The organism is Jannaschia sp. W003 (assembly GCF_025144335.1).
GTDB lineage: Bacteria > Pseudomonadota > Alphaproteobacteria > Rhodobacterales > Rhodobacteraceae > Jannaschia.
Window position 1 is genome coordinate 1,601,584 of record NZ_CP083539.1, and the last position, 21,678, is coordinate 1,623,261.

22 protein-coding genes, 1 pseudogene and 1 riboswitch are annotated in these 21,678 nt (G+C 73.9%); of the genes and pseudogenes, 18 read left to right on the forward strand and 5 right to left on the reverse strand.

All coding sequences use genetic code 11. The features are described 5' to 3' along the window. Window positions 1-67: 67 nt before the first annotated feature. From K3554_RS16850 to K3554_RS07930, 8 genes and pseudogenes are all read left to right on the forward strand, one after another. A pseudogene (locus tag K3554_RS16850) lies at window positions 68-394 on the forward strand (hypothetical protein); the annotation flags it as partial. 20 nt (window positions 395-414) lie between these two features. Continuing rightward, window positions 415-714, forward strand: coding sequence for a hypothetical protein (locus tag K3554_RS07900; protein WP_259945671.1), 300 nt, complete (start codon window positions 415-417; stop codon window positions 712-714). A gap of 133 nt (window positions 715-847) precedes the next feature. Then, a complete protein-coding gene (locus K3554_RS07905; RefSeq protein WP_259945675.1) occupies window positions 848-1,858 on the forward strand; it encodes a PhoH family protein in 1,011 nt (336 codons plus the stop codon). Next, window positions 1,855-2,391 (forward strand): rRNA maturation RNase YbeY, encoded by a 537-nt coding sequence (gene ybeY / locus K3554_RS07910; RefSeq protein ID WP_259945677.1) that lies wholly within the window; start codon window positions 1,855-1,857, stop codon window positions 2,389-2,391. The genes K3554_RS07905 and ybeY overlap by 4 nt, the downstream gene beginning before the upstream one ends. Before the next feature lie 18 nt (window positions 2,392-2,409). After that, complete coding sequence (locus tag K3554_RS07915) at window positions 2,410-3,279, forward strand: transporter associated domain-containing protein (protein WP_259945679.1); 870 nt, start codon at window positions 2,410-2,412, stop codon at window positions 3,277-3,279. Further along, complete coding sequence (gene lnt, locus K3554_RS07920; RefSeq protein ID WP_259945681.1) at window positions 3,276-4,874, forward strand: apolipoprotein N-acyltransferase; 1,599 nt, start codon at window positions 3,276-3,278, stop codon at window positions 4,872-4,874. Before K3554_RS07915 ends, lnt begins: the two co-directional genes overlap by 4 nt. Window positions 4,875-4,904: 30 nt before the next feature. Beyond that, a riboswitch (SAM-SAH riboswitch) is annotated at window positions 4,905-4,954 on the forward strand. Between the two features lie 8 nt (window positions 4,955-4,962). Beyond that, window positions 4,963-6,147, forward strand: coding sequence for a methionine adenosyltransferase (gene metK / locus K3554_RS07925; protein ID WP_259945683.1), 1,185 nt, complete (start codon window positions 4,963-4,965; stop codon window positions 6,145-6,147). Window positions 6,148-6,245: 98 nt separating this feature from the next. Next, window positions 6,246-6,383 (forward strand): hypothetical protein, encoded by a 138-nt coding sequence (locus tag K3554_RS07930; RefSeq protein WP_259945685.1) that lies wholly within the window; start codon window positions 6,246-6,248, stop codon window positions 6,381-6,383. Between the two features lie 71 nt (window positions 6,384-6,454). On the opposite strand, the gene K3554_RS07935 is transcribed toward K3554_RS07930, so the two are convergent. The 5 genes from K3554_RS07935 to K3554_RS07955 form a co-directional block, all read right to left on the reverse strand. Next, window positions 6,455-6,916: an NUDIX hydrolase gene (locus K3554_RS07935; protein WP_259945687.1), complete on the reverse strand. Its 462-nt coding sequence runs from the start codon at window positions 6,914-6,916 to the stop codon at window positions 6,455-6,457. Between the two features lie 88 nt (window positions 6,917-7,004). Then, window positions 7,005-7,646 (reverse strand): HAD-IA family hydrolase, encoded by a 642-nt coding sequence (locus K3554_RS07940; protein ID WP_259945688.1) that lies wholly within the window; start codon window positions 7,644-7,646, stop codon window positions 7,005-7,007. Window positions 7,647-7,689: 43 nt separating this feature from the next. Further along, entirely contained in the window at window positions 7,690-8,964 is a 1,275-nt protein-coding gene (glyA, locus tag K3554_RS07945; RefSeq protein WP_259945690.1) for a serine hydroxymethyltransferase, read from the reverse strand. 31 nt (window positions 8,965-8,995) lie between these two features. Further along, window positions 8,996-10,168, reverse strand: coding sequence for a TauD/TfdA family dioxygenase (locus K3554_RS07950; RefSeq protein ID WP_259945691.1), 1,173 nt, complete (start codon window positions 10,166-10,168; stop codon window positions 8,996-8,998). An 89-nt stretch (window positions 10,169-10,257) separates the two neighbouring features. Then, window positions 10,258-11,361, reverse strand: a complete 1,104-nt coding sequence (locus K3554_RS07955; RefSeq protein ID WP_259945694.1) for a cystathionine gamma-lyase — start codon at window positions 11,359-11,361, stop codon at window positions 10,258-10,260. A gap of 87 nt (window positions 11,362-11,448) precedes the next feature. Between K3554_RS07955 and K3554_RS07960 the strand changes: the two genes are divergently transcribed. The 10 genes from K3554_RS07960 (at window position 11,449) to K3554_RS08005 (ending at window position 21,560) form a co-directional block, all read left to right on the forward strand. After that, entirely contained in the window at window positions 11,449-12,078 is a 630-nt protein-coding gene (locus K3554_RS07960; protein WP_259945697.1) for an SGNH/GDSL hydrolase family protein, read from the forward strand. Next, entirely contained in the window at window positions 12,075-12,986 is a 912-nt protein-coding gene (locus K3554_RS07965) for a ribokinase (protein WP_259945699.1), read from the forward strand. Before K3554_RS07960 ends, K3554_RS07965 begins: the two co-directional genes overlap by 4 nt. A 130-nt stretch (window positions 12,987-13,116) precedes the next feature. Continuing rightward, entirely contained in the window at window positions 13,117-13,680 is a 564-nt protein-coding gene (locus tag K3554_RS07970; protein ID WP_259945701.1) for a methanogen output domain 1-containing protein, read from the forward strand. 3 nt (window positions 13,681-13,683) lie between these two features. Further along, window positions 13,684-14,790, forward strand: coding sequence for a sensor histidine kinase (locus K3554_RS07975; RefSeq protein ID WP_259945702.1), 1,107 nt, complete (start codon window positions 13,684-13,686; stop codon window positions 14,788-14,790). A gap of 189 nt (window positions 14,791-14,979) precedes the next feature. Further along, window positions 14,980-15,882, forward strand: a complete 903-nt coding sequence (gene coxB, locus K3554_RS07980) for a cytochrome c oxidase subunit II (RefSeq protein ID WP_259945704.1) — start codon at window positions 14,980-14,982, stop codon at window positions 15,880-15,882. 59 nt (window positions 15,883-15,941) lie between these two features. Further along, window positions 15,942-18,491, forward strand: coding sequence for a cytochrome c oxidase subunit I (gene ctaD, locus K3554_RS07985; RefSeq protein WP_259945835.1), 2,550 nt, complete (start codon window positions 15,942-15,944; stop codon window positions 18,489-18,491). Further along, window positions 18,488-18,916: a hypothetical protein gene (locus tag K3554_RS07990; RefSeq protein ID WP_259945706.1), complete on the forward strand. Its 429-nt coding sequence runs from the start codon at window positions 18,488-18,490 to the stop codon at window positions 18,914-18,916. Before ctaD ends, K3554_RS07990 begins: the two co-directional genes overlap by 4 nt. After that, window positions 18,907-19,431 carry a cytochrome c oxidase assembly protein gene (locus K3554_RS07995; protein ID WP_259945708.1) on the forward strand — a complete coding sequence of 175 codons (525 nt, stop codon included), beginning with the start codon at window positions 18,907-18,909 and terminating at the stop codon, window positions 19,429-19,431. The genes K3554_RS07990 and K3554_RS07995 overlap by 10 nt, the downstream gene beginning before the upstream one ends. Then, entirely contained in the window at window positions 19,428-20,528 is a 1,101-nt protein-coding gene (locus K3554_RS08000; RefSeq protein WP_259945709.1) for a c-type cytochrome, read from the forward strand. Before K3554_RS07995 ends, K3554_RS08000 begins: the two co-directional genes overlap by 4 nt. Beyond that, window positions 20,529-21,560: a sodium:calcium antiporter gene (locus tag K3554_RS08005; RefSeq protein ID WP_259945710.1), complete on the forward strand. Its 1,032-nt coding sequence runs from the start codon at window positions 20,529-20,531 to the stop codon at window positions 21,558-21,560. Window positions 21,561-21,678 lie beyond the last annotated feature (118 nt).

Sequence of the window (21,678 nt, forward strand, 5' to 3'; positions counted from 1 at the left end):
CGCCGCCGCGTCCCCCACCGGGCGCCGGCGACGGCCGGGCGCCTGTCAGCATGAAAGGACGTGACCCGTGACGTTCCACGCCATCCTCCGGGGCGCCGCCGCCGCCCTCCTCACCGCCGCCGCGCTCGGCGTCCCGGCCGCCGCACAGAACGCCGGCGACGTGGGCGTCGACGGCGCGGGCAACGTCTACACCTACACCGTCGGCGCGAACGGGCAGGGCGGCTGGGTCCGCGGTCGCAACGGCGCCGGCACCGAGCGCCGCATCCTCGCCGAGCGCTACATCCCCGGCATCTGGATCGACCCGGACGGCTGCGAGCACTGGGTCATGGACGACGGCATGGAGGGCTACATGACCCCCCACGTCCGCCGCGACGGCACGCCCGTCTGCAACCGCAGCCGTTGAGGGAGACGGACATGAAGCGCATCATCCTCCTCGGCCTCGCGGCCGCCACGCTCTCGGCCTGCGCCCAGGTCAACAACCCCGACAAGTCCGAGGATCGCCAGCTCATCGGCCAGTCCTCGCTGAAGGACCTCAAGGCCGGCATCTGGGTCGATCCCAACGGGTGCGACCACTGGATGATCGACGACGGCGTCGAGGGCTACCTGTCGCAGCGGCTGCAGCCGAACGGCAGGCCCGTCTGCTCGGGCGCCGCGCCGCCGACCTACGTGACCGGGCCGTTCCGCGGCGGCCAGGACGTCAACGACCCGCTGTGAGGCGGCATCCCCGCACCGGAGCGGCCGCGGCGGGCAACCGCCGCGGCCGCTCGCGCGTTCGGGGCACGGGTTGCGTCGGGGCCGCGCGCCGCCCACCTAGGAGTTCCATTCCAGCGCCCGACCGGAGAGCCGCTTGGCAGACGCCCCCACCGCACCCGCGATCGACTTTCCCGACAACCGCCTCCTGATCGAGCTGGTCGGCCCCCACGGGGCCCACCTGGCGCAGATCGAGCAGCTCATGGGCGTCGCGATCTCCCATCGCGGCAACGCGCTCTCGGTCTCCGGCGAGGACGCCGAGGCCGCCGAGCGCGTGCTGCGCGCGCTCTACGCCCGCCTCGAGGGCGGGCGCTCCGTGGACATGGGCGCCATCGACGCGCTGATCCGCCTGCGCGCGGAGCCCGATGCCGAGGGCGCCCGCGACGGCGACCAGCGCGAGATGTTTCCCGGCCCCGCCCTCGAGATCCGCACCCGCAAGAAGACCATGGAGCCGCGCACCGAGGCCCAGAAGGCCTACACGCGGGCGCTGCTGGAGAACGAGCTGACCTTCGGCATCGGCCCTGCCGGAACGGGCAAGACCTACATCGCCGTCGCCGTCGCCGTGTCGAAGTTCATCACCGGCGAGGTGGACCGCATCATCCTGACGCGCCCCGCGGTGGAGGCCGGCGAGAAGCTCGGCTTCCTGCCGGGCACGCAGGACGAGAAGGTCGATCCCTACATGCAGCCCCTCTACGACGCGCTGGCCGACTTCCTGCCGGGCAAGCAGCTTCAGAAGCTGCGCGAGGAGAAGCGGGTCGAGATCGCGCCGCTGGCCTTCATGCGCGGGCGCACGCTGTCGAACGCCTTCGTGATCCTAGACGAGGCCCAGAACGCCACCACCATGCAGATGAAGATGTTCCTCACCCGCCTGGGGCAGGGGAGCCGCATGGCCATCACCGGCGACCGCTCGCAGGTGGACTTGCCGCGCGGCGTGCAGTCGGGCCTGCGCGACGCGGAGCGCATCCTGGCGGGGACGGGGGGCATCTCGTTCAACTACTTCACCGCGACGGACGTGGTGCGCCACCCGCTCGTGGCCGCGATCATCGAGGCCTACGAGGCCGACGACACCCGCCGCGAGGCCGCCGAGGCGGAGCGCGCGCGCCGGTGACGGACGCCCACGACATCGACGTGATCCACGAGGGCGGCGCGTGGGACGCGGAGGCGGTCGCGCCGCTCGCCCGGCGCGCCGTCGCGGCGGCGCTGGCCCGCTGCGCGCCCGGCCTCGGGGGAGCCGAGGTCGCGGTGCTGCTGTGCGACGACGCGCGCATCGCCGCCCTTAACGGCGACTTCCGCGGCAAGCCCCGCCCCACCAACGTCCTGAGCTGGCCCTCCGCCGAGCGCGGCGCCGCGAGCGACGGCGGCGCGCCCGCGCCCCCCGAGGATCCGGAGCTTGGCGACGTGGCGATCGCCTTCGAGACCTGCGCCCGCGAGGCGGCCGAGCAGGGCAAGCCCTTCGCCGACTACGTCGCGCACCTTCTGGTCCACGCCACGCTGCACCTCCTGGGCTTCGATCACGAACGGGATGGCGATGCCGCGCGGATGGAAGCCGAAGAGGTGCGGATTCTCGCGGATCTGGGACTCCCCGACCCCTATGTGCTAGAAGCGTCGCGGGAAATGCCGCAAGGCGCCCCCTCAACCTGACGGAGTGACCTAGGTCCGATGGACATCGACGGCTCGTCTGGCGCGGCGCAAGGCGCGCAGACCACTGAACCCGACGACGCCGAGGACGCATCGCGTCCCGGTTTCCTCTCCCGCCTCCTCGGCATGACGCCCCCCGAACCGGCCCCCGCGCCGGCGGCGGAGCCGCGCCCCGCGCCGGGCCTGATGAACCTGCGCCTGAAGCGCCTCGACGACGTGCTCGTGCCCCGCGCCGAGGTCGTGGCCGTGCCCGTGGACATCGCGCTGCCCGACCTCGTGGCCAAGTTCCGCTCCTCGGGCAACACCCGTCTGCCGGTGTTCGAGACCACGCTCGACGAGCCGCTGGGCATGATCCACCTCAAGGACCTGGCCCTCAACCACGGCTTCAACGGCGACCGCGAGAAGCCGCTCGACCTGCGCCCGCTCCTGCGCCCGCTGATCTACGCGCCGCCCTCCATGCCGATCGGCGTGCTGCTCACCAAGATGCAGACCCAGCGCACCCACATGGCGCTGGTGATCGACGAGTACGGCGGCGTCGACGGGCTGGTGACGCTGGAGGACCTGATCGAGCAGGTGATCGGCGAGATCGAGGACGAGCACGACGTCGAGGAGGGGCGCTTCTGGCGCGAGGAGCGGCCGGGCACCTACCTGGCCCTCGCGCGCACGCCGCTCGAGGACTTCGAGGACGAGATCGGCCGCAAGCTCTCGGAGGACGGCGACGAGGAGGAGATGGACACCCTCGGCGGCCTCGTCTTCATGCTCGCCGGCCGCGTGCCCGCCCGCGGCGAGGTGATCGAGCATCCCGACGGCACCGAGATCGAGGTGGTCGACGCCGACCCCCGCCGCATCAAGCGCCTGCGCGTCCGCCTGCCGGATCAAGAGACGGCGTGACCCGCCGCTGGACCGAGGCGCAGCGCCGCACCGCCGCCGCCGCCGCACCACCGCCGCACGGCACCTACGGCGAGGGGCCGGACCCCATCGCGTGGGACGTGCGCGAGCAGGCCGCGCGCCACCCCCTGCGCGACCGCGCCGCGGGCGCGGTGCTGCTCGCGGTCGCGGGCGCGATGGCGGCGCTCGGGCAGGCCCCGTGGAACCTGTGGTGGCTGGCGCTGCCCGCCTGGGCCCTGGTCGTCGCCGTGGCCGCGCGCGGGCGCGTGCCGTTCCTCGCCGTCTGGCTGATGGTTTCCGTGGAGCTGACGGTGGCGCTCCACTGGATCGTGGAGCCGTTCCTCGTCGTTCCCTCGGAGCTGACGCCGCTCGCGCCTCTCACGGTCGTCATCACCGCCGTGGGGCTGGCGTTCTTCCCGGCCCTCGGCGCAGGCCTCGGCGCGCTGCTCGCGGGGCGCGGCACCGCCGCGCGCGCGCTGGGCATCGGCGCGGGCATCATGCTGGGCGAGATGGCCCGCTCCTGGCTCTTCACCGGCTTTCCCTGGGCGCTGCCGGGCCACGCGCTGATCGGCTCCGCCGCGTTGCCCGCCGCCGCCTTCGCGGGGGCGCAGGGCCTCGGCATCGCCGTCGTGCTGGGCGGCGCGCTGGTCGCCGCCTTCCGCCCCGTGGCGCTGGCGGCGGGGCTGGCGCTCTGGGCGCTGCCCTTCGTGCTCGCCGCCACGCTGCCGCCCGCGCCGCCCCCCGCCGCGGACGCCCCCGTGGTGCGCCTCGTGCAGCCCAACGCGCCCCAGGCGCAGAAGTGGGACCCGGCCTTCGTGAACCTGTTCTGGCGCCGCAGCCTGGAGCTGACCGCCGGCCCGGGACGCGCCGATGCGGTTGTGTGGCCCGAGACCGCGCTGCCCATGCTGCTGGAGCGCGCGGGCGGCCTGCGCCCCGCCATCGCCCGCGCCGCGGGCGGCGCCCCGGCCGTGGTGGGCGCCCAGCGCTACGGCCCCGAGGGCGACCCGCGCAACGCCCTGATCCTGCTGACCGGCCTGCGCGGCGAGGTGGACCTCGTCTACGACAAGCACCACCTCGTGCCCTTCGGCGAGTACCTACCCCTGCCGCGCCTCTTCGCCGCGTTCGGCTTCGGCCCGCTCGCTGCGAACCTCGCCGGGGGCTACGGCGCGGGCGAGGGGCCGGTCGTCTTCGACCTGCCGGGCGTGGGCCGCGCCATGCCGATGATCTGCTACGAGGCGATCTTCCCGCAGTACCTGCGCCGCGTGGCACGCCCCGAACTGCTGCTGCAGATCACCAACGACGCCTGGTTCGGCCCCGACGCCGGCCCGCGCCAGCACCTCGCCCTGGCCCGGATGCGCGCCGCCGAGAGCGGCCTGCCGCTGCTGCGCGCCGCCAACACCGGCATCTCGGCGGCGATCGACGCGCGCGGCACGGTGATGTCGAGCCTCGCCCTGAACGAGGCGGGCGCCCTCGACGCGGCGCTGCCCCCCGCGCTGCCGCCCACGCCCTATGCGCGCACGGGCGATCTGGCCCCCCTCCTGGTGCTTCTGGCCCTTCTCGCAGGTCTCGCGGCCCTTCGGTTCCGCCACACGCCTTGAAGAGCCTCCCGTTCTCTCCTAGGCGTCGCGCGCCGGCCCCAACGGCTTCCTGACGGGGCAGGGCTTACCCTATCGGAGCGCTTCCCCCATGACCGGTCGCCAGAACTACCTCTTCACCTCGGAATCCGTGTCCGAGGGCCATCCCGACAAGGTCTGCGACCGCATCAGCGACGCCGTGCTCGATGCCCTCATCGCCGAGGAGCCCGAGGCGCGCGTCGCGGCCGAGACCTTCGCCACCACCGACCGCGTGGTGATCGGCGGCGAGGTCGGGCTGAGCGACCGCGCGACGCTGCGCGACTTCATGGGCCGCATCGAGGCCATCGCCCGCGAGTGCATCCGCGACATCGGCTACGAGCAGGACAAGTTCCACCACGAGACCGTCGAGGTCACCAACCTCCTGCACGAGCAGTCCGCCCACATCGCCCAGGGCGTCGATGCCGCCGCCGGCAAGGACGAGGGCGCGGGCGACCAGGGCATCATGTTCGGATTCGCCGTGGACGAGACGCCCGAGCTGATGCCCGCGCCCATCCTCTACGCCCACGCGATCCTCCGGCGGCTGGCCGAGGTGCGCAAGTCCGGGCGGGAGCCGAGCCTCGGCCCCGACGCCAAGACCCAGCTCACCGTGCGCTACGAGGACGGGCTGCCCGTGGGGCTCGAGTCGATCGTGCTGTCGACCCAGCACATGGACCCGGACATGACCTCGGCGGACGTGCGCGCCGTGGTAGAGCCCTACGTCCGCGAGGTGTTGCCCGACGGCTGGATCGGCGCGGGCACGACGTGGTGGGTGAACCCCACCGGCAAGTTCGTGATCGGCGGCCCCGACGGCGACGCCGGCCTCACGGGCCGCAAGATCATCGTCGACACCTACGGCGGCGCCGCGCCCCACGGCGGCGGGGCCTTCTCGGGCAAGGACCCGACCAAGGTGGACCGCTCGGCCGCCTACGCCGCGCGCTACCTCGCCAAGAACATCGTCGCGGCCGGTCTGGCGCGGCGCTGCACGCTGCAGCTCTCCTACGCCATCGGCGTGGCGCGCCCGCTGTCGATCTACGTCAATACCCAAGGCACGGGCGAGGCCGACGAGGGCGCGATCGAGCGCGCCGTCGCGAAGGTCATGGACCTCACGCCCCGCGGCATCCGCGAGCACCTCGGGCTGAACCGTCCGATCTACCAGCGCACCGCGGCCTACGGGCACTTCGGCCGGGCGCCCGACTCCGACGGCGGCTTCTCCTGGGAGCGCACCGACCTCGCCGACGCCCTGCGCGCCGCCCTCTAGGCCGTTCGCACACGGCAACTTTTTGCCGTGTCGCGCGTTCCACCCTTGAAGCCACCGGACCACCGATCCACGTTGAAGCGGGCAGGAGGAGAGCAGGCATGGCGAAGACGCGCGGACCCATCGAGACGTTGATCGACGCTCTCAAGGAGGGCTTGAACGAGGTGATGGGCCAGCTCGCGCCGCAGCCCGACCGGATCCCGATCCCGGTGCGCGACGATCCCCGCCGGCGGCGCTGACCCGCACTTCCCCTTCACGACATGAATGGCGGCCCCCGGGCCGCCTTTTTCGTGCGACCGCGTCCCCCCGCTCAGGAGGCGGCGCGGCGCAGCAGGGGGCCGGCCACCGGCGTCTTGGTGGGCTTGCTCTCCAGCGACATCAGCAGCTCGGCCAGCTCGGGCTCGTCCACCAGCCCGGCGGCCTCGGCGACGGGGAACCACCGGCGGGTCCGCTCGGAGCGCTCCTTCCAGTCGCGCTTCAGCTTCTCGACGATCATCGGATAGACGCGCACGAGGCAGGGCACCACGTCGCCGCCCTTCAGGCGCTTGCCGTAGGCGTAGGTGCCGAACACCTCGCGGGCCATGCGCCCCTTGGCACCCGCTTCCTCCAGCGCCTCGATCGCCGCCGCCGCCCAGGGCTCGGTCTTGCGCATGGGCCAGCCCTTGGGCACGACCCAGCGCCCCGTGTCGCGCGAGGTGATCATGAGCACTTCCACCTCTCCACCCTTCCAGCGGAGGGGGAGCGCCGCGATCTGCTGCCGCGTTCTCTTCATCTGCGTCCACTCGAACCGGTCCGTGCCGGCGTCCTTGCTTGATATCCCTATGTCACGAGGGGGAAATCGTTGCAAACGGGGCGGGCCGTCAGACCCCCAGCGATGCGCGCAGGGCGGCCCAGTCCCCGAACCGCAGCACCGGCTCCGGCGCGCCAAGGGGGGCGTTGAGGTACCCGCCCTCGAAGAACGCGAAGCGCATGCCGGCCGCCGCCGCGGCGGCGTGGTCGATCTCGCTGTCGCCGACATAGAGGGCGCGCCGCGCGCCGAGCCGCCGCGCCGTCTCCCGCAGCGGCGCGGGGTGGGGCTTGCGCTCCGCGAGGTCGCCGCCGCAGACCACCGCGCCGAACGGCCCGAGGGCGAGGGCGTCCAGCAGCGCCCGCGTCGGACCGGCGGGCTTGTTGGTGCACAGGCCGACGGGCATGCGCGCGGCCAGCGCCGCCACGGTCTCGCGCGCGCCGTCGTAGGGACGGTTCGCCTCGGGCGGCGCCTCGCCGTAGCGGTCCATCATCACCGTCACGGCACGGGCGTGGAGCGCGGGGTCGGCGCCGGCCCAGCCGAGCATCCGCCGCATCGCCTCGGGCACGCCGCCACCCACGAAGCCCTGCGCGGCGGCGCGGTCGGGGCGCGGCAGCCCCAGCGCGTCCGCCACCGCGTCGAAGCCGCGCCGGATCGTGGGCAGGCTGTCCACCAGCGTGCCGTCGAGGTCGAAGATCACCGCGTCGAAGTCCATGTCGCCCGCTACGCGGGGCGGCGCCGCGCGTCCAGCGGCCCCGTCAGCCGGCGAAGTCGACGCGCTGGAACGGCGCGCGGAACGCCCGCACCGCGTCCGCCACCGTCTCGCCCCGCCAGGCGCGGGCGACGAGCGCGGCCAGCTCCGGCATGTGCGCGGCGCGCATACCCCGCCGCACCGCCTCGGGCATGCCCATCCGCAGGCCGTTCATGTCGCCCGCGACCGGATCCAGCGGCAGGCCGATGCCGCTGGCGAGGAGGCCCGAGGCGCGCAGCCGCTGCGCCATCGCCTGACCGCCCCCGGGGGGCTCCAGCGCGAACTGGTGGCTCCGGGTCTCGCCGTGCACCGGCAGCCCCTCGGCCCGCAGCGCGTCCGAGAGAGCGCGGGCGGCGGCCGTCATCTCGCGCGCGTAGTCGGCGCCGAACTCGCGCCAGTCCTCCAGCGCCACCCCGAGGGCGGCCACGCGGCCTGCGTCGAAGTTGGCGGTCATGCCCGGGAACGCCACCCGCTCCAGCGCCTCGGCGATGCGGTCGTCGTCGGTGACGATCAGCCCGCCCGCGGGGCCGCCGAGCGACTTGTAGGTGCTCATGGTGATCACGTGCGCGCCCTCGGCGAGCGGGTTCGGCCAGGCGCCCCCGGCAATGGGGCCGCAGAGGTGGGCCGCGTCGAACACCAGTACCGCGCCAACCGCGTCGGCGATCTCGCGGACCTTCGCCACGGGGTGGGGATGGAGGTTCAGCGACTGTCCGAGCGTGATGATCCGCGGGCGCACCTCGCGCGCGAGCTTCGCCAGCGCGTCCACGTCCACGGTGTAGCGGGCGGCATCGACGGGGGCCTCGACCACCCGCAGGCCCCGCAGACCCGCGCAGCCCGGCGCGTGGTGGGTGACGTGGCCGCCGATCGCGGCGGGCGGCGCGACGATCGCGTCGCCCGGCGCGGCCAGCGCGGTGAAGGCGAAGAGGTTGGCCATCGCCCCCGAGGGCACGCGCACCTCGGCGTGGCGGGCGCCGAACACGGCGCAGGCGAGGCGGGCCGCGACCACCTCGATCGCCTCGATCGCCTCCAGCCCGGTCTCGTACTTCGCGCCCGGCAAGCCCAGCGAGGGGCGCGAGCCCAGCCCCGCCGCCAGCAGCGCCTCGGCGCGGGGGTTCATGACGTTGGCGGCGGGGTTGAGGTTCAGGCAGTCGCGGTCGTGGATGCGCCGGTTCTCGGCCGCGAGCCGCTCGATCTCGGCGCGCGGATCGGCAGGCAGCGGCAGGGCGCGGATGCGCGCCTGCACGGCGCCGGGGTGCCAGGGGCGGGGGGCGAGCTCGGTCATGGGCGAGACGTCCCGCATGCCCGCGCGCGCGTCAATCGCCCACCGAGCGCCGCAGCACCCGGATGCGCGAGCGCAGCTCGTCGCGGTCCGAGTAGACGCCCTCGATGAACCGCTCGCCGCCCTTGGCGTCGTAGCCCGTCCGACCGTGCAGCACCCGGCGGTTGTCGAACGCGAAGAGGTCGCCCGCCCGGTAGCGCACCTCCAGCAGGTAGCGCGGGTCCTCGGCCCGCTCCGCGAAGGCGCGCACCGCGTTGTAGGCCCGGCGCTGGTCCTCGAGCGGCGCGCAGAGCGGGGCGCGCAGCCACACGGTGTAGCGGATCTCCGTGACCGCCCCGGCGCCGTCCAGGGCGATCACCGGCCCGGTGGCGCGGTGGTCGTGCTCGCGCGAGCGGTTCGCGAAGGTCCAGGGCACGGTGGTCAGCGCGTCCCACAGCAGCTTGTCGTCGCGCCGGATGTCCTCGGCCAGGCGGTAGCCGTCGACGTAGGTGCCCAGGCCCCCCGTGGTGGTGTTGGCGCGGCAGTGGAGGAACTGCAGGCCCGGCGGGCACTCGCGGCTGGCGAGGTCGGTGTGGGGCGGCAGGCCGTGGCTTGTATAGGCATTCGAGTCCGGGTCGTCCTTGATGGCCAGCGTGAACACCTTGCCGAAGTTCGAGGCCCGCACCACGCCGATGCGCTCGGCGATCTCCAGCAGGAGGCCGTCGCGCTCGGGGAGCCCGGTGAGGCTGGCGACGCCATGCCGGGCCAGCGCCTCCAGCCAGGCGAGGAAGGCCGCATTGTCGTCCAGCGCCCGCGCGCCGTCGAAGGCGGGCGCCTCGGGCATCGCGCCCGCGTCCCAGGTCTCGGGCGCCGGCACCGGATCGGGGCGCGGCGTGCCGGTCCAGGCGGTGCCGCGCAGCCAGCCGGGATGGTAGCGCGACGGCTCGTTCCGGTCCGACCAGTCGATCTCCAGCACGCCCTCCGCCGCGACCCGCACCGCGAGCGCGCGCAGGTCCGCGGGGATCGCGGCGGGCGAGACCAGCATCTCGCGCGAGAGCGGGTGGATGGTGCCCGGATCGGGCGAGTTCTCGCGCAGGAGGCGGGGGAAGTGCTCGGTGCTCAGGCCGTCGTCCCACGCGACGGCGATGGCGTCGCCGTGGATCGCCGCGGCGACGGGCAGGTGGCGGATGGGCCAGGGCTCGAAGTCCGGCGTGTAGGGCAGGGGCATGGCGCGGGCTCCGGTTGCGGCCCGCCCAGCGTCGGCGCCCGCCCGGAGGCCGTCTCGCCCGTTTGCGACCCCCTGCCGCGCGCGGCGGCCTAGAGCGCCGCCAGCCCGCGCCGGGCCGCCTCCAGCAGCGGCGCGGTCGGCTCGATGCCGGCGGAAAGGCGCAGGAAGCCCTCGGGCACCGCGTCGCCCCAGCGCGCGCGCCGGTCGGCCGAGGTGTGGGTGCCGCCGAACGAGGTCGCCGCGAGGATGCCCGCGCCCTCGATGAACCGGTCCGCCGCCGCGCGCCCGCCGAAGTCGGCGCCCAGCACGAGGCCCGGCGCCCGCATCTGCCGCGCCGCCAGCGCATGGTCGGGGTGGTCGGGCCGCCCCGGCCAGCGCACCGCCACGCCCGCCCCGGCCAGCGCGTCCGCCAATGCGGCGGCGTTAGCGCACATGCGCTCCATCCGCAGCTCCAGCGTCTCCAGGCTGCGCGAGAGCATCCACGCCTCGAACGGGCCGGGGATCATGCCCGCGAACTTGCGCACGGCGCGCAGGCGCTCCGTCAGCGCCTCGTCGCGGGTGGCGGCGTGGCCGAGGATCAGGTCGGAATGCCCCCCGGCGGCCTTCGTGTCGGCGGCCACCACGATGTCGGCGCCGAGGTCGAGGGGGCGCTGCAGGAGGCCGGTGCAGAAGGTGTTGTCGACCGCCAGCCGCGCCCCCGCCGCATGGGCGCGCGCGGCGAGCGCCTCGATGTCGAGGAGGTCGAGCCCCGGGTTCGACGGTGTCTCGATCAGCACCAGCGCGGCGCCGGCGAGGTCGGCCTCCGCCATCTCCCGCGTCGGCACCTCCACCGCCTCGACGCCGAAGGGCGCGAGGATGTCGCCCGCCACCACGCGGCTGTGGAAGTAGCCGTCGGACGGCAGCACCACCCGGTCGCCTGACTTCAGAGCGGCCAGCATCACGCCCGCGATCGCGCCCATGCCGGCGGCGAAGAGCGTGCAGGGCGCGCCCTCCAGATGCCCGAGCCGGGCCTCGCAGGCCTCCACGTTGGGCGTGCCGTATCGGCCGTAGATCGCATCGGGCGGGGGCTGGTCCCCGAGCCGGAAGGTGGAGGTGGTCACCAGCGGCTCGGCCACGGGATCGCCGTCGCGGAGCCGCGCGGTGCGGTGGTGGAGCATCGCCATCGCGGCGGCCTGGATGTCGTGGGGCAGCATGGGCCGAGGCGTAGGGGGCGGGCGCGGCGCGCGCAAGCGTGACTCCCCCTGCGCCCCGCGCTAGCGTCCCCGCCCGGGGAGACACCTATGCGCGACGGCACCATCCTGGCCTTCGGGGACAGCAACACCCACGGCACCGTGGCGCTTGCGCGGCTGGGCCAGCTCGACCGCCTGCCGCGCGCCCAGCGCTGGCCCGCGATCGCCGCCGGGCTCCTAGACCGCGAGGTGATCGCCGAGGGGCATCCGGGCCGCACCACGGTGCACGACGACCCCATCGAAGGGCCCCACAAGAACGGCGCGCGCGCGCTGCCCGCCCTTCTGGAGTCGCACCGGCCTCTTGCGGTCGTGGTGATCATGTTGGGCACCAACGACTGCAAGGCGCGCTTCTCGATGCGCGGCTGGGACATCGCGGCGGGGGCGGGGCGGCTGGCGCAGGTGGTGCAGGCCTCGGACGCCGGACCGGGCGGCGCCGCGCCCGCGGTGCTCCTGGTCGCGCCCGCACCGGTGGAGGAGCGGGGCGTGCTGGCCGAGATGTTCCAGGGCGGCCGCGCCCGGTCCCGCGCCATCGCGCCCGCGCTGGAGGCCGAGGCCGCGCGGCTTGGCTGCGGCTTCCTCGACGCGGGCCGCCACGCCGCGGTGGACCCGCTCGACGGCGTGCACCTGACCGCCGAGGGCCACGCCGCGCTGGGCCGGGCCGTGGCGGAGGCGGTGGCGTGAGGGTCCTCGTGCTGGGCATCTTCGTGGCCGACGCCACCTACCGCACGCCCCGCCTGCCGCGCATGGGCGAGACCGTGCTCGGCGGCGCCTTCGCGTTGGGCCCGGGCGGCAAGGGGTCCAACCAGGCGGTGGCCGCGGGGCGCGCGGGCGCCGACGTGACCATGCTCACCCGGATCGGGCGCGACGCCTTCGGCGACATGGCGGAGCGGGTCTGGGCCGAGGCGGGCGTGCGCTCCGCCGCAGAGCGGGTGGAGGAGGCGACGGGGTCGGCCTGCATCCTCGTGGACGACGCCTCGGGCGACAACGCCATCGTGGTGGCGCCGGGCGCGGCGGCGGGGGTCGATGCGGCGTTCGTGGAGGCCCACCGCGACCTCGTCCGCGGCGCGGGCATCGTGCTGACCCAACTGGAGCAGCCCGTGGAGGCGGCCCGGCGCGCTCTGGAGATCGCCCGCGAGGGCGGGGCGGTGACCGTCCTGAACCCCGCCCCGGCGGCGGCGCTGCCCGCGGGCATGCTTGGCCTTTGCGACTACGTCACCCCCAACGAGACCGAGGCCGAGGCGCTCTGCGGCATCGGCGTCGCCTCCGAGGCCGATGCCCGCCGCGCCGGCGCGCGCCTCCTGGAGATGGGCGTGGCCCGGGCCGCGATCCTCACCTTGGGCGCGCGCGGCGCCCTCTACAACGCCCGGGGCGCGTCGGAGCTGGTCCCCGCCCGCGCCGCCGGCCCGGTACGCGAGACCACGGGCGCCGGGGATGCCTTCAACGGCGGCTTCGTGGCCGCCCTCGCCGAGGGGCGCGCGCCGCTGGACGCGGTGCGCTTCGGCAACGCCGTGGCGGGCATCAGCGTCACCCGGCCGGGCGCGGCCGCGTCCATGCCCACGCGGGCCGAGGTGGACGCGGCGATGGGGTAGGGGACGGGGAACGGTGGCGCGAAGGCGCCTGTGCGGGAATGTATGTGTTTCCCCCCCGGTTGTCGAAACGCCTGCCTTTCTCTAACCTTATGGTTGCGCAACACTCGCGCAGGGCGAATGGGAGCGTGCGGTGCAGGGCGGACCAGAAATCGACAAGGGCGAGGTGGCCGCGGTGGAGATCGCGCTCGACCGCGACGTCTTCTTCCGCCGCATGCTGCGCGAGCTGGCGGGCACCATCGAGGCCATCGTCGGCGTGCGCGAGGCCTCGGGCTACGTGGCCGCCGTCGGCGCGGCCATGGGCGACTGGATCAACGCCGCCTATCATGCCGAGATGGGCCCCGAGGACTTCGACCTCAAGACCGTCGCCGAGGTCTTCGTGGATCTCAAGCGACGCATCGACGGCGGCTTCTACGTCGAGTCGGTTGCGCATGATCAGATCGTGCTGGGCAACACCCGCTGCCCCTTCGGCGACGACGTGCACGGCCGGCCCTCGCTGTGCATGATGACGTCGAACGTGTTCGGCCGGATCGCGGCCGACAACCTCGGGTACGCGCGCGTGCAGCTCGACGCCACCATCGCCCGCGGCGACCCGCGCTGCATGATCGTGGTGCACCTCGTGCCCCGCGAGGGGGTGCGCCCCGACGAGCGCGAGTACTTCCGGGTCCCCGCCGATCCTGCGCAGGCGGCCGAGTAGGACGTGTTCGCAGAGTCCCCGCCCGACGCCGTGACGCCCGCAGTGGGACAGAAGGCGCTCGACCTCCTCGACCGCGAGGTGCTGGTCGTCGACGTCACCGGCGCGATCGCCTACGCGAACGCCGAGGCGCGCGCGCTGATCGACGCGCCGATGGGCGACGGCAGCGACCTGGGCACCTTCCTCGGCCTCTGGCAGGAGGGCGACGAGAGCACCCGCGCGCTGGTGCGCCGCATTGCGGGGTCGTCGACCTGGCAGCCCTTCACGCTGACCCGCGCCTCGGGGCGCCACGCCGGCCTGCGCATCCACATGCGCGCCCGCGCCTTCATGGCCGGCGTCGGCGACGACCGCTCGCTCCAGGTGCTGGTGACCACCGACCTCATGCGCGAGCGCTCGTTCGAGGACCACCGCCGCCTGATCCGCCACCTCAACCTGCGCCTCGCCGAAGGCTCGCGCACCGAGGCGCTGCTGACGGGCCTGCTGGAGAGCGAGCGCCACCTGCGCCGCGAGCTGATCCACCGGGTCAAGAACAACCTGTCGCTCCTGTCCGGCCTCCTGCGCCTCAACCGCAGCCGCCTGCGCGATCCCGAGGCCATCGGCCAGCTCGAGGAGATGGAGCGCCGCATCCTCGCCATCGGCGCCGTGCACGACCTGCTCGACCGCCACCACGAGACCGACTTCGTGCGCGCCGACGAGCTGATCGAGCACATCTGCCGCGAGCTGGAGAAGGCCCTGACCCCCGGCACCATAGACATCGAGCGCGAGTTGATCCCGGTGCGCCTCCATATCTCGGACGCGACGCCGCTGGCGCTGATCATCAACGAGCTGGTCACCAACGCCCTCAAGCACGCCTTTCCGCGAGGCTCGGGGCGCATCTCCATCGCCCTGCGCAAGAACGGCGTCGAGAAGCTCGAGGCGGTGGTGCGCGACGACGGCGTGGGCGTCGAGATGGGGCTGGGCACCGAGGAGAACGGCCACGGCACCCGCATCCTCCAGTCGCTCGCCGCCCAGATCCAGGGCGAGATCGTGCGCCAGGTGGACCAGGGCACCATGTGGCAGCTCGTGTTCGCCCCCCGCGAGGACGAGGGCACCCCCACCGGCGCGCTGCACTAAGCTGGCGGCGGGGGCGCATCCCCCTGAAACGAAGGCGGGTTCCGCCGTCCCTCCCTTGTGCCCGCCCCGCCGCCCGTTACCCTCGGGCGTGCCTGCGCCCGCCGCGCGGCGCCGCGCCGGGAGCCCGCCATCCGCCTCGCACCGATCCTCCTCCCGCTCCTCCTCGCCGCCTGCGGGGGGCGCCAGTCCGTGCTCGCCCCGGCGGGCGAGGACGCCGCGGTGCTGGCCACGCTCTGGTGGTGGATGCTGGGCGGCGCCGTGGTGCTGTGGCTGCTGCTGAACGGCGCGTTCTTCTACGTCACCCGCATCGGCCAGCGGAAGCTCAGCCGGGCGTGGGCCGAGGGCATCATCGTCGGCGGCGGCGTGGTGTTTCCGGCGATCGTGCTGGCCGCACTCCTGACCTTCGGCCTCGGCCTGATGCCCGACATGCGCGCGCCGGGCGATGCCCTGCGGGTCCACGTGCAGGGCGAGCAGTGGTGGTGGCGCGTCCATTACGAGACCCCGGAGGGCACCGTGGTCTCCGCCAACGAGGTGCGCCTGCCCGCGGGCGCCCGCTCCGAGATCGTGCTGACCGCCGGGCGCGTGATCCACAGCTTCTGGGTTCCCGCGCTTGGCGGCAAGATGGACCTGATTCCGGGCCGCGTGAACCGCACCTCCTACCGCCCCACCGAGCCGGGCACGTACCGTGGCCAGTGCGCCGAGTTCTGCGGTGAGGCCCACGCGCAGATGGCCTTCGAGACCGTGGTGATGGAGCCCGATGACTTCGCCGCGTGGCTGGCGGCCGAGGCCGCTCCGGCCCGTCCGCCCGAGGGCGTCGAGGCCCGCCGCGGCGCCGAGGTGTTCCGCGCGGAAGGGTGCGGCGCCTGCCATGCGATCCGCGGCACCGAGGCGCGGGGCAGGGTGGGGCCGGACCTCACCCACGTCGGCTCCCGCGTGTCCCTGTCGGCCCTCCTGCCCAACGACGAGGCCGGCTTCGCCCGCTGGATCGTTCACACCGACCGCGTGAAGCCCGGCGTGCGGATGCCGTCCTACCCGCACATTCCCGCGTCCGACCTCGCCGCGCTCGCCGCCTACATGGAGGGCCTCCAGTGACCGCCGCCACCGACCACCCCTCCGCCGCCCACCGCCCCCGCACCCCCCGCGAGGAGGCGATCGCCGCCCGCGCCCCCACGGGGCCGTTCCCGCCCCCCGAGGCCCTGCTTGAGCAGCCCGTGCCCCCCGAGCTGCAGGAGGCCCAGAAGGCGCGCCTGCGCGAGGTGTGGAAGCAGCCTCCCGGCTGGCGCTACTGGTCGGCGGTGAACAACACCGAGGTGGGCGTGTGGTACACGCTCACAGCCCTCGCCTTCATGCTCGTCGCCGGCGTGTTGGCGCTGGCGATGCGCGCGCAGCTAAGCTTTCCCGAGCTCAGCCTCCTCGACGCCGACCGCTACAACCAGTTCTTCACGATGCACGGCTCGGCGATGATGTTCCTCTTCGCCGTGCCGATCTTCGAGGCGATCTCGATCCTGATCCTGCCGGCCTTCCTCGGCGCGCGCGACATGCCGTTCCCGCGGCTGTCGGCCTACGGCTACTGGTGCTTCCTGATCGGCGGCGTGTTCGTCCTCGGCTCGCTCCTCTTCGACGCGGCCCCGAAGGCGGGCTGGTTCATGTACCCGCCGCTGGCGACCGAGGACCTCGGCATCGGCTCCGACATCTGGCTGCTGGGCCTGTCGTTCATCGAGGTCGCCTCCATCGCCGCCGCCGTCGAGCTGATCGTGGGCACCCTGAAGTGCCGCCCCCCCGGCATGCGCGTGAACCTCATGCCGCTCTACGCGTGGTACGTGCTGGTGGTGGGCGGCATGATCCTGTTCGCCTTCCCGCCCCTCATCGCCGGCGACTTCCTGTTCGAGCTCCAGCGCTCGCAGGACTGGCCGTTCTTCGACCCCGAGCGGGGCGGCGATCCGCTGCTCTGGCAGCACCTGTTCTGGATCTTCGGCCACCCGGAGGTCTACATCGTCATGCTGCCCTCGATCGCCATCGCCGCGATGGTGATCCCCACGGTCGCGCGCACCCCCATCGTCGGCTACTCGTGGATCGTCCTCTCGGCCGTGGGCACCGGCTTCCTGAGCTTCGGGCTCTGGGTCCACCACATGTTCACGACGGGCCTACCCGCGATCTCCCTCGGCTTCTTCTCGGCTGCCTCCGAGGCGGTGGTGATCCCAACCGGCGTGCAGCTCTTCGCGTTCCTGGCCACGCTGATGGTGGGCCACGTGCGCCCGACGCTGCCGATGCTCTGGCTCGCGGGCGCCATCGCGATCTTCACGCTGGGCGGGCTGACGGGCGTGATGGTGGCGCTGGCCCCCTTCGACTGGGCCGTGCACGACAGCTACTTCGTGGTGGCGCACCTCCACTACACGCTGTTCGGCGGCATGATCTTCCCGGTGGTGGCGGGGGTCTATTACTTCTTCCCGTTCTTCGCGAAGCGGATGCTGTCCGAGCGTCTGGGCCGCTGGTCCTTCTGGCTCCTGTTCGTGGGCATGAACGTCACCTTCCTGCCCATGCACTGGACCGGGCTGGCCGGCATGCCGCGCCGCGTCTGGACCTACCCCGCGGGCATGGGCTGGGACTGGGTGAACCTCGTCAGCACCGCCGGCGCCTACCTGACGGCGGCGGGCTTCCTTGTGTTCGTCTGGGACGTGCTGCGCCCGAAGTCCGACCAGCCGCAGATCGAGCGCAACCCCTGGGGCGCGGGCACGCTCGAGTGGACCCACGACGTGCCCGACGAGGCCTGGGGCATCCGCTCCATTCCTTACGTCCACACCCGCTACCCGCTCTGGGAGCAGCCCGAGATGCTCGCCCGCATCGACGCGGGCCGCTACTACCTGCCGGATGCCGCCGAGATGAAGCGCGAGACGCTGGTGACCTCCGTGATCGACGCGCGGCCCATCCAGGTGCAGCGCGTCACGGGGCCGGCCTGGATCACGCTCTGGGCCGCCGCCTTCACCGGAGGCGCGTTCATCCTGCCGGTGTTCAAGATCTACGTGCTGGCGGCGGTCTGCGGCGTGCTTGCGGGGGCCTGCGTCATCTACTGGCTCTGGACCTCCACCGCGCAGGTGCCCGAGGCCGAGACCAAGGACGCCGGCCTCGGCCTGCGCCTGCCCACCTACGCTTCCGGCCCCGACGCGGTGGGCTGGTGGGGCGTCTGGATCACCATGCTCGGGGACGCGACGGCCTTCGCCTCGCTCGTCTTCGGGTTCTTCTTCTTCTGGACCGCGCGCCCCGACTTCCCGCCCGAGGGCGCCCTCCATGCCGTCCCCTGGGCCGTGGCCGCCTCGGCCGTCCTCGGGGCTGCCTCCTGGGCGCTGACCGTGGCCGCGCGCGAGTGGAACGCGGCGGGGCGCGTCGCCCACGCCCGCGCCGCCCTCGTCGCGGCCCCCGTCGCGACCCTCCTCGCCGCCGGCGCCGCCGTGCTCGCCGTCTGGCCCCTCGACCCCGTCGCCCACGTCTACCCGGCGATCCTCTGGGCGCTGGCGGTCTGGCTGGTCGCCCACCTCCTGCTGGGCGCGGTCATGCAGCTCTACTGCCTCGCCGGCTCGGTCTTCGGGAAGATGACGCCCAGCCACGACGCCGACCTGCGCAACGTCACGCTCTTCTGGCACTTCGCCGCCCTCACCGTGCTGGTGACGGCGGCCGTGCTGGGCATCGCCCCGAGGCTCCTGTGAGCGCGCGCCAAAGCCCCGGCCCCCACGAGGAGGGCGAGGAGTTCACCGCCGAGACCGGCTCGCTGTTCCGTATCGCCATTGCCCCGACCATCTGGGCCGTCCACTTCGCCGGCTCCTACGCCGCCGTGGCCGTCTACTGCGCCAAGTTCGGCAGCGAGCTGGAGCCCATCGGCGGCTTCCGCATCGCCGTGGCGCTGTTCGGATTGGTGGCCCTCGCGCTCATCGCCTGGACCGGCTGGCGCGCGTTCGGGCAGTGGAACGCCACCGCCCAGCGGGGCCTGCGCGAGGTGGCCGTCGATCTGGTCGAGGAGGAGGAGGGCCGCCACGAGTTCCTCGGCCACGCCGCGCTGCTGCTGGCCGTGATCTCCTTCGTCGGGGTGATCTACACCGCGCTGCCCGTCTTGGTGATCCGCACATGCGTGTAGCCCTCGCCACTCTCGGCGCCGCTATCGCGCTCGCGCTCTGGCTCGCCCCCTTCCACGGCTTCGAGGCCCACATGCTGCGCCACGCCGCCCTGGTCTCGGTCGTGCCCGCCCTCGTGGCCCTCGCGCTGCCCGGCACCTGGGCACCGCCCGTGGCATTGGCCGCCGGGCTCGAGTTCGCCGCCGCGTGGGGCTGGCACCTGCCGGGGGCGCACGCGGCAACGATGGCCTCGCCGGCCTTGCGCGCGCTGGAGCAGGCGACGTTCCTCGGCGCGGGCCTCCTCGTCTGGTGGAGCGCCTACACGGCACGCCCGCTGGCGGGAACCGCCGCGCTGCTCGGAACGATGGTCCACATGACCATGCTCGGCGCCGCGATCCTGCTCGCCCCTCGCGTCCTCTACCCCGGCGCCACCCTCGACGCGCAGGCGGTGGGAGCGATGCTGATGTTGGCCACCGTCACCCCATGCTACCTCGCGGGCGGCCTCTTGCTCGCGCGCCGCGCCCTGGAGCCGGCATGACCCGCCTGCGCCGCGCCCTCGGATGGCTGCACCGGCACCCCCGGCTGGAGGTGCTGGCGATCCTCGCCATGCTGGCCGGCCTCGCGGGCGGTGCCACGGTGGCGTTCGGGCTCTACAACGTCTCCGCCGACGCGCCGCACCTGCCGCCTACGCGTTGGGCGCTGCACACGACCTACCGGCAGGCCGTGCGCCTGCGAGCGCCGCCCGAGGCTGCCATCCCGGCGGACCTCATGGCGGGCGCCCGCATCGGCCTCGGCGCGCGCCACTTCGACGCCGCCTGCCGCCAGTGCCACGCCGCGCCCGGCGAGCGGCGGACGGCGACGCAGGAGGCCATGCGCCCCGAGCCGCCGCACGTCACGCGAGCGGTCGAGAACTGGGCGCCCCGGCACCTGCACTGGATCCTGCGCGAGGGCGTGAAGATGAGCGGCATGCCCGCCTGGCCCGGCCACCGCGCCGACGAGCCGTGGTCGGCGGTCGCCTTCCTGGAGGCGGTGCGCGACATGGACGCGGAGGGTTACGCCGCGCTTACCGAGGCGCCGGCGGAGGGAACGTGGGGCTACTGCGCCGGCTGCCACGGCACCGACGGAGTGGGGCGGCTTGGGCCGTACGTGCCGCGCCTCGACATCCTCGGCGCGTCCTACTTGGCGATGTCGCTGGAGGCTTACCGCACCGGCCTGCGCCGCTCGGGCTACATGCAGCACGCCGCCACGGAAGTCTCCGAGGCAGACCTCGGCGCGATGGCCGCGCGCTTCGGCGCCCTGCCCGTGGGGCCCTCCGGCCCCGGACCCGACCCCGCGCTCGCCGAGGCGGGCGAGGCGCTGGCCAAGCGGGGCACGCTCGACGACCCGTCCTGCGCCTCGTGCCACGGCGATGCCGCGACGCGCCCGGCCCGGGCCGAGTTCCCGGCCCTGAACGGCCAGCACGAGGGCTACCTCGCCGCCCAGCTCCGCCTCTGGCGCGACGGCGCGCGCGGCGGCGGCGCCCGGTCGCACCTGATGACCGCGGCCGCGCGGGACCTGTCGGACGGCGAGATCGCCGCGCTCGCCGCCTACTACGCCGCGCTTCCGCCGCGGGGGTTTGATCCGGAGGACCGCTGAATGCCCGACTTCGCCGCACTCCCGATGTTGGTGAACCTCGCGATCATCGCCGCAGGCGGCGCCGCCGTGTGGTGGGCCGGCACGCGGCTCGCGGGCTACGCCGACGACATCGCGCGCATCACCGGGATGGGCTCGGCCTTCGTCGGGATGCTGCTGCTAGGCGGGATCACCTCGCTTCCCGAGATCGGCGTGTCGCTCTCGGCGGGCTTCGGCGGCAACGCCGACATCGCTGTGAACAACCTGTTCGGCTCGATCGCCCTTCAGGTGCTTGTGCTCGCCATCGGCGACTGGGTGCTCGGCGGGCGGGCGCTGAGCTTTATGATCGGCCACCCCATCGTGCTGCTGCAGGGCGTGTTCGGGGCGCTGCTGTTCTCGGTCGCCATCGCCGCCGTGTCGGTGGGGGACGTGGCCGTGTTCGGGGCGGGGGCGTGGAGCCTCGGGCTGTTCGTCGCTTCGATCCTGTTCATGTGGTTCATCTCGCGCGAGGAGAGCTCGCATCCGCCGGGCTGGGAGGCCAAGCGCATGCCCGACCTCGGCCCCGAGGCGGACCCGCGCGACGTCGGCCTGCGCGAGGCCGTCAGGTGGACGAGCATCTGCGCCGCGGTGATCCTCGCGGCGGGCGTCGTGGTCTCGCAGGCCGCCGAGGCGGTGGCCGAGCAGTCGGGGCTGGGCGGCGCCTTCATCGGGGTGACCCTGCTGGGCCTCGTGACCTCGCTGCCCGAGATCTCGACGCTCACGGCGGCGGTGCGGCGCAGGCGCTACTCGATGGCGTTCGGCGACATCTTCGGCACCAACATCTTCGACTTCGCGCTGATCTTCGCGGTGGACCTCGCCTACGACGGGCCGCCGGTGCTGAACGAGGTGGGGGTGTTCTCTCAGGTGGCCGCAGCCTTGGGCGTGGTGGTGACGCTGTTCTACGTGGCCGGCCTGATCGAGCGGCGCGACGAGACGGTGGGGCGGCTCGGGATCGACAGCTGGGCGGTGGTGACGACCTACGCGGCGGGGCTGGTGCTGCTGTTCTTCCTTCGGTGAGGGGAGGGCGCGCCGCGCCCCGGCCTTGAGCCGGGGCCTCTGCCTTCGACCCGCGCTTCGCTCCGCAACGGGAGCGCTTGCGGCAACCAGGGGCCCCGGCGCGAGGCCGGGGCGTGGC